The organism is Xanthomonas sp., from assembly GCF_017163755.1.
GTDB lineage: Bacteria > Pseudomonadota > Gammaproteobacteria > Xanthomonadales > Xanthomonadaceae > Xanthomonas_A.
In genome coordinates this window covers 89,633-107,555 of sequence record NZ_JAFIWC010000013.1, presented here as the reverse complement: position 1 = coordinate 107,555, position 17,923 = coordinate 89,633, and the positions used below count along the sequence as shown (strand labels likewise).

The window sequence follows — 17,923 nt, the reverse complement described above, 5'->3', positions numbered from 1 at the left end:
GGGTCGGTTGCGATCATAAGCGCAGCCGGGCGCCGCCGCGCAAGGCGCGCGGCGGCCTGTCCCGCGGACAACGGCACGCTGCGTTCCATACGCCGCCGTACGAGGTCCGGCGGGGGTGTTGCGCTACACTTGGAGGCTTCAAAAAACAAATGCCAATCGCGCGCGTGCGTGCGATCTACGGGAGCGCTATGAACTGGTTGAACGAGGTGCTGCAGAACGATCCGAACCCCACTGAGACCCAGGAGTGGATCGAATCGCTCAAGGCCGTCATCGATGTCGCGGGCCCCGAGCGCGCGCATCAGCTGCTGGAGGACATGGTCGAGCTGACCCGCCGCTCCGGCGCCTACCTGCCGTTCTCGCCGACCACCGAGTACGTCAATACCATCGCGCCCGCCCACGAGGCCAAGAGCCCGGGCGATGCGGCCATCGAGTGGAAGATCCGCTCGATCATCCGCTGGAACGCCATGGCCACGGTGGTCCGCGCCAACCGCAAGCCGGGCGACCTGGGCGGCCACATCGCCTCCTTCGCCTCCAGCGCCACCCTGTACGACGTGGGCTTCAACCACTTCTGGCGCGCCCCGTCGGACAACCACCCCGGCGACCTGCTCTACGTCCAGGGCCACAGCTCCCCGGGCATCTACGCCCGCGCCTTCCTCGAAGGCCGCATCAGCGAAGACCAGCTCAACAACTTCCGCATGGAAGTGGGCGGGCAGGGCATCTCCTCCTACCCGCACCCGTGGCTGATGCCGGACTTCTGGCAGACCCCCACCGTGTCGATGGGCCTGGGCCCGCTCAGCGCCATCTACCAGGCGCAGTTCATGAAGTACCTGGAGCACCGCGGCCTGATCGAGAAGTCCGACCGCAAGGTGTGGTGCTTCATCGGCGACGGCGAGAGCGACGAGCCCGAGACCCTGGGCGCCATCGCCCTGGCCGGCCGCGAAGGCCTGGACAACCTCATCTTCGTGGTCAACTGCAACCTGCAGCGCCTGGACGGCCCGGTGCGCGGCAACGGCAAGATCATCCAGGAGCTGGAAGGCGTGTTCCGCGGCGGCGGCTGGAACGTCATCAAGCTGCTGTGGGGCGGCTACTGGGACGCCCTGCTGGCCAAGGACACCGACGGCATCCTCAAGAAGCTGATGATGGAAACCGTCGACGGCGAATACCAGAACTGCAAGGCCTTCGGCGGCGCCTACACCCGCGCCAACTTCTTCGGCAAGTACCCGGAGACCGCGGCCATGGTCGCCGGCCTGTCCGACGACGACATCTGGCGCCTGAACCGCGGCGGCCACGACCCGCACAAGGTCTACGCCGCCTACCACCAGGCCGTGAACACCAAGGGCATGCCCACCGTGATCCTGGCCAAGACGGTCAAGGGCTACGGCATGGGCTCGGCGGGCGAGGCGCTCAACCCCACCCACCAGACCAAGAAGCTGGACGACGACGCCGTGCGCGCGTTCCGCGACCGCTTCAACATCCCGATCAGCGACAAGCAGCTGGCCGACGCCGAGCAGGTGCCGTTCTTCCACCCCGGCCCGGACTCGCCGGAAGTGCAGTACCTGCAGGAACGCCGCGCCGCGCTGGGCGGCTACCTGCCGCAGCGCCGCCGCAAGTCCGACCAGTCGTTCGAGGTGCCCGGCCTGGACAAGTACGAGCGCCTGCTCAAGTCCAGCGGCGAGCGCAGCTACTCCACCACCATGGCCTTCGTGCAGAGCCTGAACATCGCCCTGCGCGACAAGGAACTGGGCCCGCGCATCGTGCCCATCGTGGCCGATGAGGCGCGCACCTTCGGCATGGAGGGCATGTTCCGCCAGATCGGCATCTACGCCCCGTTCGGCCAGAAGTACAAGCCGGTGGACGCCGACCAGCTGATGTTCTACCGCGAGGACCAGTCCGGCCAGGTGCTGCAGCAGGGCATCAGCGAGCCGGGCGCCATCTCCTCGTGGATGGCCGCCGGCACCAGCTACTCGGTCAGCAACGTGCCGATGCTGCCGTTCTACATCTATTACTCCATGTTCGGCTTCCAGCGCGTGGGCGACATCGCCTGGCAGGCGGCGGACATGCGCACCCGCGGCTTCCTGCTCGGCGGCACCGCCGGCCGCACCACGCTCAACGGCGAAGGCCTGCAGCACGAAGACGGCTTCAGCCAGGTCATCGCCGGGTCGATCCCCAACGTGCGCAGCTACGACCCCACCTTCGGCTACGAAGTCACCGTGGTCATGCAGTACGGCATGAAGCGGATGATGCAGGAGCAGGTGGACGAGTATTACTACATCACCCTGATGAACGAAAACTACACCCACCCGGAAATGCCGGCCGGTGCAGAGGAAGGCATCATCAAGGGCATGTACCTGCTGACCGACGCTGGCAAGCCCAAGAAGGGCGAACTGCGCGTGCAGCTGCTGGGCTCGGGCACCATCCTGCGCGAAGCCATCGCCGCCGCCGAACTGCTGGACAAGGACTTCGGCGTCACCGCCGACATCTGGTCCTGCCCCAGCTTCAACGAGCTGCGCCGCGACGGCTTCGACGCCGAGCGCTGGAACCGCCTGAACCCGGAAGCCAAGGCTCCGCGCAAGGCCTACGTGACCGAGCTGCTGGAAACCCGCCAGGGCCCGGTGATCGCGGCCACCGACTACGTGCGCGCCTTTGCCGACCAGATCCGTGCTTTCGTGCCGACGCACTACACGGTGCTGGGCACGGATGGGTTCGGTCGTTCGGACACGCGCGCGAACCTGCGTAGGTTCTTCGAGGTGGACCGGTACTACATCGCGCATGCGGCGATCGCGGCGCTGGCGAAGGAAGGCAAGATGACCGGGAAGGATGTGGCCAGGGCGATCAAGCAGTACAAGATCGATCCGGAGAAGTTGAATCCGGTTGGGGTTTGATAATTACCAAAGATCGGAAGGAAGAAGCGGCCTTATGGTCGCTTTTTTCTTGATGTGAATCGCAATGTCAGTGCTTCAGACGTCATTCGTCCGGCTGTCGTACAACGTGTGAAAGCGTATCTAGGAGATGAGATATGAGAAGTGTTGGCTTCTTCAATAACAAGGGGGGAGTTGGTAAAACGACTCTGATTTGCAATTTGGCAGCCTCGCTCGCGCGAACTAAGGGATCCAAGGTTCTCATCATTGATGCGGATCCTCAGTGCAACGCATCCGCGTATCTCCTTCCAGAGGATGCTCTTGAGCAGATCTTGCTGGATGAGTCGAACTTTAGCCTAGATAGTTTTTATGAGCCTGTTCGTAGAGGGCAGGGATACCCGACGCAGATCCCGACCATCCAACGAAGCTCACGCTTTGGCGTCGATTTGATCGTAGGTGATCCCAAACTATCTATTCGTGAAGATTTGCTTTCTACCGACTGGTCCGCCACGCGAAACGGTGAGCCTAGAGGATTTCAAACCACCTATGCAATTAGGGAGTTAATTGGTCGACTCGACGTCTATGATTATGTATTGGTGGATATGGGACCATCTCTCGGGGCACTCAATAGATCGGTTCTCTTGGCCGTGGATTTTTTTGTTATGCCCCTTTCTGTGGATATTTTTAGCTTAATGGCTGTCCAGAATATCATTAACTCGTTGCAGAACTGGAAGCAGTCTCTCGCTGATGCAAATGACAGGCATACACGAAATGAAGGTACGTCCTTCCAAATTCAAGGGGAACCGGTAGAGTGGAGTTTGCAATTCGCTGGGTACGTCATGCAGCAGTATCGTGCCAAAAGCGTTTCTGGCGTTAGGCAAGCAGTTGACGCTTTCGAAAGAATTATTACTAAGCAAAAGGAGGAAATGAACAAGCTTTGTGCTTTCTTTGCAGTGGAGCCTGAGGACGTCAACCTTGGGGAGATCCCTACTTTGAGTAGTGTCGTCCCTTTGTCTCAGCAGGCTCATGCCCCCATCTTTGAGCTCAACTCCAAAGATGGGATCGTAGGATCACAATACACCAGGGTGAGCGAGGCGGGAGAATTCTTTCACAAGATCGCCGAACGTTTCTTGGAGCAAGTCCAGTGATCGAGTGGCCGGCTCATCTAATTAACGCTATCGCAAGAAGAAGATCCGTAATAATGATCGGATCTGGAGTGTCTAGAAATTCAACCAATGATCGCGGAGATCGCCCCCCGACTTGGGAGGGATTTTTGAGGATGTGCGCAGGGCAGCTTCATGATCCCCCAGATCTGGTTAAATTGATAGATGAGAGAGACTATCCGACTGCATGTGAGCTCATTAAGCGCCGGCTCGGGTCCGGTAGCTTTGTTCAGAAAGTGCAGCGGGAGTTTCAGCAGGCAGCCTTTCGCGCTGCAGATATTCATCGGCATATCTATGATCTAGATTCATCGATTGTGGCAAGTCCCAACTTCGACAACATATATGAAACTCATGCGTCCTCCGTCTCGGCAGGCTCTGTTATAGTAAAGGATCATACAAGCAGCGACATCGCGAGCTATCTCCACGGCGGAGATGTACGGTTAATTCTTAAGACTCATGGTTCCGCGAATAATCCCGACGAAGTGATATTTACTCGATTCGATTATGCTGAAGCCAGAACAAAATACACACTATTTTACGCGATTTTAAAGGCATTGGCGCTCACGCATACGTTCCTTTTTATTGGATGTGGGATTGACGATCCGGATATACGCATGCTATTCGAGGACATTCGTTTCGCTCATGGGAGACTTCCTGACCACTATATGACGGTGGCGGAAGGGTCCGTGGCGGATGAGATACTAACTGTCACGTCAGAGATGATGCATGTGTCTTTCTTGAAATACAGTCAAGATAACAATCATGCTGCTTTGACATCGGGCCTTGCTGCCTTAGTAAAAAATGTCGAAGACGTTCGGGCGCAATTGCGGACAACAGAAAAATGGTAATCTGATAAATCATTAAGCCGTGTTAAAGAAATTCTAGACGGGTGTGGATATGCCTGCAGTTCTGCTCAGTTCATGGGTTGCTACTTAGGGTAGAACTATCAGCTGTGCTTCTGGACGAAGAATTTGTTAGGGCCGCCATTCCGTGTCCTCTGATTAGGACTGCATCAAGCCTATCAATCTGCACTCTTATTTCTTTAGTTGAAATATAACCTCTCTCCAAAAGAGAAAGCATGGTTAAAATCAACCACGCACACCACTCACTAAGATCGCTGACATCTTTCCAGCTTACGTGATCATGATGCCCCTGGTGGACTGCCTTACACCTCGCGATATATAGCTTCGAAATTCTTTTCTTTAAATTGAAATATGCATCGGGGGGATATATCTCGTAGCCGCCGGCAACCAGAGTTGTAGCGAGACCGCTGGACACTGAACGAACGACCTTGTCTGGACTCGTAAAGAAGGTTTCTACGCAACTCCAGTACTTCACGAACTGCATCACCACGCTTGGATCACGCTGAGCATCTGAAAACCAATGGATTGCCCTTATAACAGCCTTTTCGAGTTGACTGCTACCAGTACTTGCAGCCAAAGCAAATCCTCGGTCAAATAACTTCTCGGCGTAAATTCTATCTGCACTCTCCTTGTTGATCCGAAGCGTCTGGTGTTTTAGCAGCTGATAGTTGACGGTCACGTTGGGTTGATCTAACTGCCAATGCAAATAAGTCCCGCGGGCGCTGGTGGTCTCTGCACTCATTTGTGTGCAAAGCCTGAAATTTGTCGCTCCGTTTTCATATGAAACGGCGCCATATACAGCCAGTAAACCTAGTGAGAGATTAGCCAGCGACGAAAATCGGTCCGTCGCCACGTCCACCGTTCCCTCGATGTCTCCGACTAGCCAAGTCGCAGATCCCACTGCCCCTAACGCGCCACCGACGTACCTACGAACAGGAGACTCTCCTGCTTCGGCTAAAGTTGAGCGCAGGTCATTGACGAGCCAAACGGGACCAAGATCGAGTTTAGAGATATCCTCGAGGCGAACGCCAGAAAGTGGAACTGCAAATCTGCGCTTTCCGATTTTATTTTTGAGGTCTTGGCAAATAGACTCAATTAGATCAACTGAGGTAAAGGCTGGCCCGGTCTCCACCAACAGCCTTCCGTAGATGGACCGTAGAGAGGAGGCGACGTCACCGTACCCAACAAGACTGCCAAACAGGTGTGCGTCAAATAGCATTTGCGTGAGCTCTCTCAGCTCCGCCAAGCCCGTCCGGGTAAGAAGCGCCACACGACCATCTGGTGTGCGGATCTCTCGGGAGAGATAGTCTATTAAGCCGCCATCGCCAAATGGTGGTTTATGCACCTCTAGTCGTGACGGATTGCGTAGACAGTTTAGCAGATACGAAATCTTTCGAAGCTTCTTAGGATCCATCTCTCTCTTCCTATGTACCGTATGTGTGCTGCCTAACGGGAAAAAGAGGAGCGCTGCAACTTCCTCCAGCTGATTTTGACGTTCGGCTGCCACTGACCGAGCAGAACCATAAAATGTGACACAGAAGCGGCCATTGCCAAGCGCATGTTGGTGTTTCAGGCTAATGAGGATAGCGGTCGTCTTCTCCACGGATGGGTGGCATCCACGATGCCGACGAATGCCGATGAATGCCCGCGTGTCCTGCTGATTCCATTCTTAGGCTTGTGAACCCGCAACCGGCCAATCACCAAGCTATCAGGAGGGCAAGACCTGCGCCTAGCACACTAAATGTCAGCAGCAGCCGGTCTCGCTGGCGTCGTAGTTCTGACACTTGCTGCCGAAGGTCTTCCAGTTCCCGGCGCCCTTGTTTCAGGTCAGACAGATGCCGCTCCACAGCTTGCTGGCTCTCCTGCAGTTGGGAAGACAAGTGTGCAGCCTTTTCGGTTGATGCGAGTAACTGCTCTTGGGATGCCGCAAGCGAGTCGAGAAGCGTAGTGCTTTCCGCCTCCAGAGATTTGATCTTACTGAGATATTTGCTCGCCAGGCGTCGAAGGTATGTTTTGGAGCTCGGATCACTGAGAATGACGCACTTCAGGAAGCCGTTTTTACTCTCGAGGATCGCCTTGATCCGCTGCCGATGTGCTTCTTCCTGGTCGTCGCTGGTTTCGTCATCCGCGACCGCGTAGGTGAACAGATCGGGAATTTCCACCTCAACGACCGGTCGTTCCAGGTCCCGCAACTCCATCTGCTTCTCGGCCTGAACGGCGTGGGTGTGTCGAATCTCTAAATATAACTGGTTCTCCCACTTCAGTGCGAGGCCCATATCGTCCTCAAATTCAATGTAGAGGTCCGCACGGAATGGGGATCCATTCGTGCGTTCGATCGCCTTCTCTGGCTCCGCCTTTTTAATGCGAACGGGAACATTGCGCCAATGCGTCGGCTTTCCGGTGGTCAGCGTGTACAAGGAAAGAGTGGTGTGTTCTATCGACGCCAGTGCCTCCTTGAAAAGAAGGTGGTTCAGTGTCTCGCCGTCGGAAGCCGAGGTGTTTCCTCCGCCCTCGACGTAGGCGAAGAAGCATTTTTCCTTCATGACATGTTTGACGGCGCGACGCTGACCAACCGAATGCGTACTGAAGTATCGTTGGCCGGTAGGCCGCCCGTTGTAGTGGAGGTTCCGGATCTTGCCGATGGCCTCCGCAGTCACGGTCTCGCTGCCGAGCTCCGACGTGTAGGCGCGTGTCTTAGCCATTGGTGTCCTTGTCAAGCGAGATTCGTAGGAATATGCAGGCTAATAGTCTCAAGCAATGCGACGATCGGCAGCTCCGAGTAAAGTGCCAGGTTAAGGTAAATGCGAACAAAGAGGGTAGAGACAATTAAGTCGCCGATTCTTATGGTGTGCTGAGGCAGTGACTAACGTCTGGATCTTTGATGGGCGCAATCGAGCGAGATGCTGCATCGGCGCAGGGTACTAGGACTGGCTGATCCTCTGGCAGGAATCGAATCTGACCTTAGCTAGTGCTTGCTCGACCTGTGATGGCGACAATTGAGTGCTAAAGGCGCTATCCTGCCGATTCGCCTCCGCAAGCAACTGCTCATACGACTGCACGCGAATACGCAGCCGGATGAGATGCCAGGATAGCGAGTACGCAAACAGCAGTAGGAAAGCGAGGGCGCCTTGCATCATGGTGATCTTGCTCAGCACGGCCCAGTCGCCCCAGCGCCAGTCCTTGAGCTGGAGATAAAGCGCAAGTAGGACAGGCATGATGCCGAGCCTCTCCATGCCGCCAGTAAATAGGCCCAGCCGGTCATGCATGTTCGTGCGGCGGTCGCGCATGAAGGCTTCGCGGCGGCGCCGATCTTCCAGCGGGAATGTCCGCAGCGCCGCGACGATGGTGTGGTAGTAGTGGAATTCCTTTTCCATCTCGTCCGCGTGGCTGGCATAGGGTCGGCGAAAACTCGGCAGCTCACGCTTGATGCCTAGCGTGACAGAGATTAGGACACCTGCTAGCTCCACCGTAAGACCGCCCATCGCCCAGTAGAGCCCCGCCTTGCCATCCAGTAGGGTGCCCAACAGCATTCCTGCGCTCGCACCCAGCAGAGCGATCGCGAAACTCCAGCGCTCTACAGGACCGGCGCGGCTGTGGTCGGTCGCGTGCACATAGCGCTCCATCGCCGCAGCGAGCGAAGGAAAGCGCAAGTCCGCGAGTGTGGTGCCGGTTCGCTGCGCGTCGTCATCGTGTACCGCAACCGCCTCGTCCGGTGACGTCATGTCGCTTCCTTCTGCTGTCGAGCGTTCCCCGCCCCCCAAGAGGCTCAGTATTCCGTAGCCGCGCTGCGTGCGCCAGCAGCGCATTCAAGTGCAAAAAATCTCCACAACGCACTATTGACACGCCCACCCGGTAGTCGCACTCTAGCTACAAGGAGCGTCGAAACTCCTCTAAGAGCGGTACCCACCTCCGACAAACCGGTGGGTTTTTTGTGCCCGCTGCTCGGGCGCAAGCCGATGCGATGCCTGCGTCGGGAGGGCGGCTAATACAACACCCTTCGGGGAAATACGCCCGCCGGCTCTTAGCGGTTTCGAACCTCCCGACATCCCGTCGCCCTGGGCGACGGTTCTTTGCTTGTCCAAGGAGGGCGTTGCCATGCAAACCGCATCATCCCCATCGGCCCGCGAAGTGGGTTACCTGTTGCCGGCCGCCGCGCATGGCCTGTTGTGCGAGGTCAGCGTGGTGCTGCACCGGATGGCCGCATTGGCGGCCACCGAGCAGGCCAGCGACGATCACGCGCAGCACCTGCTGTGCCAGCGCGGCGTGCTGCCGCACAGCCTGCGCAGCCTGTCCGCCCGCATCGAGCTGGCGCTGAGCCAGTGCGTGCACCCGGCCTGGCCCGCCGCCGACCCGCAGGAGGCGCCATGAGCCGCCGCCGCGCCGTGGCCGACAAGTCCGCCGCCGCCGCGCCGGCCCGCCCCTCGCGCCGGCGTGCACCACGGGTGCAATGGGTCTACGTGGACCCTCCGCTCACGCCGCTGCCCACCCACGAGGAATTGCGCGCCGGGCTGATCGAGGACGCCAACGAGGCCACGCTGCGCCGATGCCGCCCGCGCGCGCCGCGCCAGCCCACCCACTGCACCGTCGGCTACGACGCCTATCCCGGCAAGCACGACCACACCGGCGACCGGTTCGTCCCCGTGCTGCGCCTGAGCGGCCTGTGGCTGGAGCAACTGGGCTTCGCCATCGGCAGCAAGCTGCAGATCACTGCGCGCGATGGGGAGCTGGTGCTGTCGATGATGCCGGCCGATGCCGCGCCGCCGGCAAGGCGGCGTGCGGCGAATGCTCAGCCGGCTTCCTGCGCGCGCAGGTGACTGGCCAGCAGCGCATGCAGCACCGGCGGCATCGGCATGTCGCGCCGGCCGGCGTCCCACTGCCGCAGGAACGGCACCAGATGGTCGCGGTGCCAGGGGCTCAGGCGCGTGCGCGCGGCCTGGCGTGCGTGCAGGCGTTCGACGATGGCCGCGGCGCCGGCCGCGTCGCCACGGTCCAGGTGGTGGAAGACGAAGGCCAGCAGCAGGCTGTCGGGGCTGTCGAACAGCACGTAGGGCGGTACCACGCCGTCGTCGTCGCCTTCTTCCAGCAGGTGCAGCAGGGTGTCGAGGTCGCGGGCGAACAGCGATTGCGGGAACTGCTGGGCGATGAAGCCGAAGTAGTTCGCATCCAGCGCGGGGAGGGCGGCGATCAAGCGGTCGATGGAGGTGCGCAGTTGCGTATCGCTCTTGGCCGGGTCCAGCACCCAGCCGCCGAACGCGCCGATGTCCTTGCCGTGCAGCACCTCCGGGGCAAGGAACCCGGCGGCGACACCCTCGAAATGCAGGTCGTGCAGCGCGGTGGAGGCGGCGCGCTGCTGCCAGGCCAGCAGCCGCGCATGCTGCAGGCCCACTTGGACCATCAGCACGCCCAGCGCGGGGTCGTGGGTGGCCCAGAGGAACTGGCGGCCGCCGTCGTGCTCGCGGGTCCAGCACCATTGGCGGTCCGTGTCGGCGGGCACCGGCGACCATCCGCTGGCCTGCAACGCGGCGCCCAGCTGCTGCTCGACCAGTGCGGACATCAGTTCGCGCAGTCGGGTCTGCCGCGCCAGCGCCTTGTCGCGCGCGGCGAGCAGGGCGGCCGGCGTGCGCTTGGGTTCCAGGAAGAAGCGCAGGCCGAAGTTGCGTTCCACCTCGCCGCTCTCGCTGCTGTCGGCCAGCCGCGGCAGCGCGAAGTCCTCCGGCACGCCGCGCCGGCGCTTGACCCCACGGCGCGCGGCCAGCGCGCGGATGGCCTGCAACTCGTCCGACGCAACCAGGCCGTCGAGCGTGGGCGCCATGCCGTCCTCGGCGGCGAAGGCCTCGTCCCACCAGCCGTTCACCAGCAGCCCGTACCAGTCGGAGAACAGCTCGGCGTCGTCGGCCTGGTCGGCGAGCGCGAGCACGCTGTGGAACAGCGTGGGCAGCGGCAGTGCGGGGCCGGCATCGGCCTGCCGGTAGAGCACGCGCGCCTGGCCCTCCCATTCCAGGTAGCCCGCATCGCCGTCCTCCCCGAGCCAGCACGGCCCATCGGCCGCCAACGCCTGCGCACGCAGCCCGGCATCGGCCAGCGCCTCCACCGGCGTACGTTCCAGCACGCCGTGGCGCAGCAGCACCGCGGGCAGCCGGAACCAGGTCAGGCTGGTGTCGTAGCGCGCCTGCAGCTGCAGCAGGCCGTGGATCAGCGCCGTCTGGCGCGCGCCATCCAATGCGCTGCGATCCACCAGATGGATCGTGTTCTCGACCAGGTCCTCGATGGCGTGCTGTGACATCGTGTGCGTCCTTTATGCGGTCCGGGCATCGGCCGAAGCTTAGCGGCTTAGTCAGTGCAGGGGCATGACTGCCGATATCATGGCTATCGTGCGAAGGAGGGGCTAAATGGACGCAGTCATCCAGAACTTGCTGGCCATGTTCAATGGGACTGATGTATGAGTGGATACTTCGGCGATCTCTTCGATGGCTTGTCTCAGGGCACGCAACGATGGCTGGTAGGTTTGCGCCATACCACGTTGGTGTGGCTGGACTGCGTTGATGAAGGGCCCGAGGGTGGCAATGTACGCAAGGCTGTGGAACTTGCACTCGATCACCTTTGTGCACAGGTAGCCGCAAACGAGCCGCAGCACTTTGTTTACTTCCTCGCATCACGGCCGCGTGTGCGTATATCTTCACGACGACCGCCGCGCTACAGCTTTTGGCGGAAGTGTTTGATCGTATGGGTCGAGCTCGGACCGCAGCGGCATCTGAAAAAAATCGTATTGCCGCTGCCCTTGCTTGGCCTGTTGCCGCCCAGTGCGCCGTTACGCTGCAAGTTCCGCTGGACGGACAAGTTCCTCACGTTTGAGTTGCCGTCTAACGCAGATGGGTCGGCAACCAAGATTTCGGTGTCAATTCACAACTTGCTGGAGAAATATTCGTGGAATTTGGGCCAACAATCGCAAGTGCACTATGTGGGGATGACGAAGAACCCCAAAACTCGTGTATTCAATAACACACGGAAGGGAGTCAAGGGTGGGCACGATGGCTATAGGCGCGTCCGTGACAGGGCTCGTGCAGAAGGTCGTGACTTATTCGCTTTTTTCCTAGTGATGGACGCGCATGTGGTTACGCATCTGCGCCCGTTCGGCATCATCATGGTCGGTGGAGGGGCGACATCGCGTAAGGTTGACTGCCGCGATGAGGCATACATATTGGAAAGGGCCTTGATTGCCTACTTCGAGCCGACAGACGCAGGATCGCTGGCAGCTGAGAAAGGCGCGCTACTCGGTTTGTGCCGGCGTCACAGCGTCGAAGGCATTACCTTGTCGCTGGAGATGGATAGTGGCAGCGATTACTTTCATTACCACAGCGAGGCTGTGCCGCCGCATGCGCGCATTGGTGGGCATGTACGGATCACTGATGGCAAGGTCAAGGTCGAATGGTGCCCCGACGTGTCAGAGGCAGAGTTGCGGGCGCAACTTCTAGCAGAATGATACTGCAACTGCGAGCCGGTTTGCTTCCGGCTACAGTCCGAGTTCGTCATCAACTTACCGTTTGCTACGTCATTTCTGCCTGCGCGTACAGCTCGCTGGCTATGGCTCCAAAAGCTGATGCAACAGCTTGCGATGCGCCTCCTTCATCCGCTCCAGCTCTTCGGTGGCGGCGTCGCCAAATACCAGTTTGGCCACGCCCGCGTACACGAACGGGGTCATGGCGAAATGGAAGTATTCGCTGAGCACGCTGCGCTTCATGCGGCCCGCCGCCACCTGTTCGTCGATGATGGCCTGGCGTTCCGCGCGGGCACTGACGTTGGCTTCGTTCCACTTGGTCAGGACGTCGGGGATGCGGTGCCCTTCGGCGATCATCAGCCGCAGGATGGCCAGGGCTTCGGGGGTTAGGGCGGCGTAGGTGGCGTCGATCAGGTTGTCGATGAAGCCGGGGACGTCGTGGGTGTCCTCGATCTGGCGCCAGTTGCCTTGCGTCCTTCCCAGCGCGGACAGCGACCTGAGCAAGGTCTCGAAGATCTCGTCCTTGCTGGAGAAGTGCACGTAGACGTTGGCCTTGGAGATGCCGACGCGCCGCGCGATCATGGCGATGCTGGTGGCGGCGAACCCCTGCGCGCTGAATTCCACGAGCGCGGCCTCCAGGATCTGCTTGCGGCGGACCTCCGGGGACAGCCGCGTTCGTTTCTTCGCACCCTCGGCCGTTCCGGGCGTCTTCTTCGCTTGCTTCGTGGTCATGACGTCGCCTCTGTCGTTCGGGCCGTTCCGGTCCCGCCCGGCCCAGGCCGGCGAGTCTGCAACGCGGCAAGCGACCCCCGTCGGCCAGTGTAGCCGGTGCCGCCCAGGCGGCGGCCGCGGCCGTCCGCTGGGCGGCCGTCGTGTCTGCGCATTGGACATCTGGTGCGCTGCAGGGCGCGGGCGCGAAAGCCTGAACGCCCAATTACCGTTTCCGATTTTTTAATGACCATTCGGTCAGTATAGCGCTAGGATCGCTACCGTCCGATCGGTCAGTAAGGCTGCGCTCCCTCGCGCGTTGCGATGGGCGCAGCGTTCGCCTTGCCGACCGGACAACCCATATCAGCCCGCTGGCCCGTCCGTGGCCGGCCCTACCGAGGATTCAAAGATGCGTCATGAGGGATCACGCCGTTCGTCGCCAGGCACATCGTCGCCGGGCACAGGTTTTGGGTGGGCCGGTGTCCTTTCCCTTGGGCTGGCCGCCGCGTTGCCGGCCGGGGCCCAGGAGGCCGAGGCGCCGGAGGCGAAGACGTCGCGCTGGGGCATCGGCCTGGGCGCGGCGGTGATCGACCGACCCTACCGCGACTACGACCAGGAAACGAAGGGGCTGCCGATCGTGTACTTCGAGAACCGCTGGGCGGAGATCAACGCCGGACGGTTCGACTTCAAGATCAACGGCAGCGAGGACCTGAGCTTCCGCGTGCGGGCGCGCTACACCATGGACGGCTACGACCCCGAGGATTCGGACTACCTGCAGGGCATGGAGGAACGCGACGACAGCGTGTGGGCCGGCGGCGCCGTGGTGTGGAACAGCCCGTTCGCCGAGGTGTCCGCCGAGTACCTGGTGGACGCGATGGACAAGAGTGGCGGCGCGCGCGGGCGCGTGCAGGCCGAGCACCGCTTCGGCATGGGCCGCTTCGGCCTGACGCCGCGCGTGGCGGCCGAGTGGGTGGACGAGAAGTACGTGGCCTACTACTACGGGGTGCGCCCGGAGGAAGCCACGCTGGCGCGCCCGGCCTACGACGGCAAGGCCACGGTGAATGCCGAGGTGGGCCTGCGGCTGGACTACAGCCCCGCCGAGCGGCACACGTTCTTCGTGGACGTCGCCGGCACCGGGTTCGGCGACGGGATCAAGGAGAGCCCGTTGGTCGAGAAGTCGCGGCAGACCCGCATCTCGGCCGGCTATCTGTTCCGCTTCTGACCCGCCGCGGTGACGCGCGTGCGGCCGCCGCACCAACGGGCGGCCCGCGCGCGATCGCCTTCGCCCTTCCAGATGGAGTTGCCCATGTCTCCCGGATCCTCGAAGCGAACCCAATCCTCCCCCTCGCATCGCGACAGCGGCTACTGGTTCGACCTGCCGGACCTCACGCGGCGCCGCACCGTTCGCCGCAGGTGGCTTCGCCTGTTCGCGGTGGGCGTGTCCGCGGCCGCGGCGCTGCTGATGTTCGTCCTGTTCGATGGGCCTGCCTAATTCCAGCGAGGTGGCACTTTCGATTCTCGCGGCGAAGCAGTGCCCGGAGTCTGGCCGGTGCGTGCGAAGAAATGCGCCGCGTGTCAGTAGGGGCCATTGCCGCGTCGTCTGCCTTTCTTGGCTTCTAGCGGCAGTGACCGTGGATTGACCGCGGTGGCAGCATCCATGGCCGCCTTGCCGTTGGATGCGAAGTCGGTTCGACCGTCCATGGAACATTGGCCCGGTTTGCCGGATGGCAACGGCGTGCCATAACAACGCGGCGAAAGGGAAACGTTGCACCAGGAAGAACCGCCTGAGCCAGAAACCGACCGCGTCTTGAATTGCTACGGAGCGTGGGTGCGAGACTGCATTGGCCAGGTCAATGCAATCCTTGGCCGAGCTTCGCCATACCGGCATTGACTGCCATTCGACCGATCCAGAGCGCGCGGCGACCGCTGCGGCTCGTACGTCCATCCTGCGCTGCGCTCGAAACATGCCGACACGCTTGGCCTTCTTCAGTGCCAGACGAGCAGTGCGAGGCACCGCGCGGACTGCTCGCAGACCTGCGGCTGCGTCGTGGCGTGCAAGCGGTATCGCCAAAGCGTGGACCACGCCGTCGAGAAGTTGGCGACGATCGCCAGTGACGGGAGCCCGCCACAAGCGCCTGATCGTGGTGGCGAATAGCGCGATGCCGAGCGTGCCGACAGATGATGTTCTCCGTTGGAACGGCCCGAACGGCCACCGCATCGCATGGGTTGACATTCGGCCTTTGTTGGAAGAAGCTCGGACCAAGCGAAGGAATGGAGTCCGTGAGCGATGGCGCAAAGCCTGTTTCGCAAGGAAGCTGTCGAGGCAAAACACAATCGCTGGTTAGGCCGCATCTGCCTCGCACAACCCGTTAGCCTATGGGTACTGTCGATATTCTCGCTGTGCGCGGCGGCCCTGGTGGTGCTGTTTCTCGTGTTCGGTCACTACACCAAGCGCTCCCGCGTGGTCGGGCAACTGATGCCGATGCGCGGCATGGCGACCGTGTTGGCGCCCGCAACGGGCGTGATTGCGCGCATCGATGTGACAGAAGGCGGCCGTGTCGAGGCGGGGCAGACCGTTGCGGTCCTGACAGTGCCACGGGCGACGCTCAGCGACGGGGACGCACTGGCCGCAGTCGAGGCGCGCCTGCGCCGGCGTGCCCAAGGCCTCAAGGATACGCGTCTCGCAGATCAGGACTTGCTGGACGCGCAACGCAACGGCCTGGTGGAGCAACTCACCAACGCTCGTCGCGAACTTGAAAAGATCCGCGAAGAAATCACCACTCGCAACCAGCAGGTAACGCTGGACGAGGAGGTGTTGGAACGCCTGCAGCGGCTACGCAGCGGCAACTACGTCAGTGAGTTGCAGATCAAGCAGCAACGGACCCAGGTGCTGGAACAGGTCAGCAATAGGCAGGCGCTGCAGCGCCAGGCCATCGGCGCCGAGCGCTCGATCGCGCAGCTTGAGCAATCCCTGCGCGCACTGCCGGTACAACGCCAAGTCGGCGAAGCCGGCTTGCGTACCGCCCTGGCGCAATTGGAACAGGAACAAGTTGAGACTCTCGCACGTGGCGAATTGGCGCTGACGGCGCAGGTCAGCGGCGTGGTCGCTACTCAGCTATTCAAGCCAGGCCAAGCGGTGGAAGCCGGGCAGCCGCTGATGAGCGTATTGCCACAGGACGGGCGTTTGGAAGCAGGGCTGCTGGTGCCCAGTCGGGCGATCGGCTTTATCGATCCGGGCGACAAGGTGCTGCTGCGCTACCAGGCGTATCCGTACCAGAAGTTCGGCCATCAGGAAGGCCGGGTGAAGCAGATTAGCCGCAGCGCGCTCAGTCCCGTGGAAGTCGCAGCACTGATGGATGGACTGGGCGCCGTGAGCGAACCCATGTATCGGGTCACCGTTTCTCTGTCGCGCCAGGACATCCTGGCTTACGGCAAGCCCGAGCAACTCAAGCCTGGAATGGCGCTGGAGGCTGACATCCTCGGTGAGCGAAGTCGGCTCATCGAGTGGATCTTTGAGCCTCTGTACTCCCATGGCGGCTTGTCCCTGTGACGCGTTGAACGTTACGTCAGCGTAAGTAGCGCCAACGTAGCTCCTTTCTGTCAAGAGGAGGTAATTCCGTGGCTACCAAGAAGCGATCGAAAGTGCCAGGTATTCCCGCACTAGGCGGGGTAAACGTGGTTGATGATCTTGTTCCCGACGCCCTGCAGACTGAGGTGTTGCGACTGGTGCGCCGACCGATCTGGGCGTATGGCTGGAAGTCGGTGAAGGAACATGACCGCTTTGGATTCTGGCACGCGCATTTCGCGGGCGGAGACAAGAGCAGCCGCGCCGGCTGCCTCGACGAACTTGCCAGCAATGCCCAGGCCCAGCCCATCTACGAACTGTGGAAATGCCTGGCGGACACGGTGCTGGCCGGGCAAGAGCCCATTCGGGTCTATGCCAACGCTCACACCTATGGGGTGGAGGGCTATGTGCACACCGACAGCTCAGACAAGGACGACTATCTCACGGTGGTCTACTACGCCCATGGCGTATGGCATCCGAATTGGTCCGGCGAGACCGTATTTGTGGTGCCTGAAACCGGCGACATTACCCACGCGGTATATCCCAGGCCCGGCCGTGTGGCCGTCTTCCGCGGAGCGACCCCGCACGTTGCGCGCTCGCCCAGTCGCGAATGTCCAGAGCTGAGAATCACCGTGGTGTTCAAGACCCAGGTGGCGCATTAGCAATGTCCAGGGCCGCCCCACATTCCATGGCCTCTGCCGTAGCCGAGCTTCCGCCGGAGTTGCTGGAGTACCTGCAGATACTGCGTTCGGACCAGGTGCCGCATTCCGGCCGGACGTTGCTGGAGCATCTCGCAGGAACATACAGCATCCTGCAGTCCTGGTCCTGCCCGCCCGCGGTCGGCGCCGCAGGGCTGTTCCACAGCGTCTACGGCACCAATGTGTTCGCATTGCGCCGGCTCGACGTGGCCGATCGCTCGTTGGTCGTGCGAATGATAGGTGCGCAGGCCGAGCGCCTCGTTTACCTCTTCTGCGTCAGCAACCGCCCCGATGCCTTCCTCGAAGCCTTCGACACCGGAGTGCTGAGGCATCGAGACACCGGTGAGCTCATTTCCGTAGAAGCCGAGGCGCTAGGCGGCCTCATCGAGATCGAGTGCGCCAACCTGATCGAACAAGGCAGTGGACAACGCTTCTTGCGCGATCTCTTCCACTGGGCGCAGGTGAGAGCAGGTGCGGGGCTGCGTCCGCAGATGCTCGCTGCGCTGGCAGCCGCCCATGAGAGCGCCGCTCCGGCCGCTCTCACTACTCATCCATAGATCAAGTGGGAGAACG

16 protein-coding genes are annotated in these 17,923 nt (G+C 61.1%); 11 read left to right on the top strand and 5 right to left on the bottom strand.

Annotation, left to right across the window (positions count from 1 at the left end; genetic code table 11):
- Window positions 1-188 precede the first annotated feature (188 nt).
- From aceE to JR065_RS10645, 3 genes are all read left to right on the top strand, one after another.
- Window positions 189-2,882, top strand: coding sequence for a pyruvate dehydrogenase (acetyl-transferring), homodimeric type (gene aceE, locus JR065_RS10655; RefSeq protein ID WP_206234113.1), 2,694 nt, complete (start codon window positions 189-191; stop codon window positions 2,880-2,882).
- A 134-nt stretch (window positions 2,883-3,016) separates the two neighbouring features.
- The gene (locus JR065_RS10650) at window positions 3,017-4,006 is read left to right on the top strand and encodes a ParA family protein (protein ID WP_206234112.1); all 990 of its coding nucleotides are present in this window, start codon (window positions 3,017-3,019) and stop codon (window positions 4,004-4,006) included.
- Window positions 4,007-4,137: 131 nt separating this feature from the next.
- Window positions 4,138-4,869, top strand: a complete 732-nt coding sequence (locus JR065_RS10645) for an SIR2 family protein (RefSeq protein ID WP_206234111.1) — start codon at window positions 4,138-4,140, stop codon at window positions 4,867-4,869.
- Between the two features lie 70 nt (window positions 4,870-4,939).
- Here JR065_RS10645 and JR065_RS10640 read toward each other — a convergent pair whose 3' ends face one another.
- The 3 genes from JR065_RS10640 to JR065_RS10630 form a co-directional block, all read right to left on the bottom strand.
- Window positions 4,940-6,298: a HEPN domain-containing protein gene (locus tag JR065_RS10640; RefSeq protein WP_206234109.1), complete on the bottom strand. Its 1,359-nt coding sequence runs from the start codon at window positions 6,296-6,298 to the stop codon at window positions 4,940-4,942.
- 283 nt (window positions 6,299-6,581) lie between these two features.
- A complete protein-coding gene (locus tag JR065_RS10635; RefSeq protein ID WP_206234108.1) occupies window positions 6,582-7,586 on the bottom strand; it encodes a hypothetical protein in 1,005 nt (334 codons plus the stop codon).
- Window positions 7,587-7,805: 219 nt separating this feature from the next.
- Window positions 7,806-8,606, bottom strand: coding sequence for a hypothetical protein (locus tag JR065_RS10630; protein WP_241093534.1), 801 nt, complete (start codon window positions 8,604-8,606; stop codon window positions 7,806-7,808).
- A gap of 373 nt (window positions 8,607-8,979) precedes the next feature.
- Here JR065_RS10630 and JR065_RS10625 point away from each other — a divergent pair, with 373 nt between their 5' ends.
- Window positions 8,980-9,252, top strand: coding sequence for an XAC0095 family protein (locus JR065_RS10625; RefSeq protein ID WP_206234107.1), 273 nt, complete (start codon window positions 8,980-8,982; stop codon window positions 9,250-9,252).
- Window positions 9,249-9,698 (top strand): SymE family type I addiction module toxin, encoded by a 450-nt coding sequence (locus JR065_RS10620; RefSeq protein WP_206234106.1) that lies wholly within the window; start codon window positions 9,249-9,251, stop codon window positions 9,696-9,698. The genes JR065_RS10625 and JR065_RS10620 overlap by 4 nt, the downstream gene beginning before the upstream one ends.
- Here the strand turns inward: JR065_RS10620 and JR065_RS21510 are convergent.
- Entirely contained in the window at window positions 9,671-10,003 is a 333-nt protein-coding gene (locus JR065_RS21510; RefSeq protein ID WP_241093541.1) for a hypothetical protein, read from the bottom strand. The two genes, JR065_RS10620 and JR065_RS21510, sit on opposite strands and share 28 nt — an antisense overlap.
- Window positions 10,004-11,323: 1,320 nt before the next feature.
- On the opposite strand from JR065_RS21510, the gene JR065_RS10610 reads away from it, so the two are divergent.
- The gene (locus tag JR065_RS10610) at window positions 11,324-12,364 is read left to right on the top strand and encodes a hypothetical protein (RefSeq protein WP_206234103.1); all 1,041 of its coding nucleotides are present in this window, start codon (window positions 11,324-11,326) and stop codon (window positions 12,362-12,364) included.
- 99 nt (window positions 12,365-12,463) lie between these two features.
- On the opposite strand, the gene JR065_RS10605 is transcribed toward JR065_RS10610, so the two are convergent.
- The gene (locus tag JR065_RS10605) at window positions 12,464-13,111 is read right to left on the bottom strand and encodes a TetR/AcrR family transcriptional regulator (protein WP_206234102.1); all 648 of its coding nucleotides are present in this window, start codon (window positions 13,109-13,111) and stop codon (window positions 12,464-12,466) included.
- Between the two features lie 484 nt (window positions 13,112-13,595).
- Between JR065_RS10605 and JR065_RS10600 the strand changes: the two genes are divergently transcribed.
- The 5 genes from JR065_RS10600 (at window position 13,596) to JR065_RS10580 (ending at window position 17,907) form a co-directional block, all read left to right on the top strand.
- A complete protein-coding gene (locus tag JR065_RS10600; protein ID WP_206234101.1) occupies window positions 13,596-14,309 on the top strand; it encodes a MipA/OmpV family protein in 714 nt (237 codons plus the stop codon).
- Window positions 14,310-14,393: 84 nt separating this feature from the next.
- A complete protein-coding gene (locus JR065_RS10595; protein ID WP_206234100.1) occupies window positions 14,394-14,579 on the top strand; it encodes a hypothetical protein in 186 nt (61 codons plus the stop codon).
- 795 nt (window positions 14,580-15,374) lie between these two features.
- Window positions 15,375-16,637: an HlyD family secretion protein gene (locus JR065_RS10590; RefSeq protein WP_206234099.1), complete on the top strand. Its 1,263-nt coding sequence runs from the start codon at window positions 15,375-15,377 to the stop codon at window positions 16,635-16,637.
- A gap of 68 nt (window positions 16,638-16,705) precedes the next feature.
- Entirely contained in the window at window positions 16,706-17,314 is a 609-nt protein-coding gene (locus tag JR065_RS10585; protein WP_206234098.1) for a 2OG-Fe(II) oxygenase, read from the top strand.
- A gap of 26 nt (window positions 17,315-17,340) precedes the next feature.
- Window positions 17,341-17,907 (top strand): DUF6817 domain-containing protein, encoded by a 567-nt coding sequence (locus JR065_RS10580; protein ID WP_206234097.1) that lies wholly within the window; start codon window positions 17,341-17,343, stop codon window positions 17,905-17,907.
- Window positions 17,908-17,923: the final 16 nt, after the last annotated feature.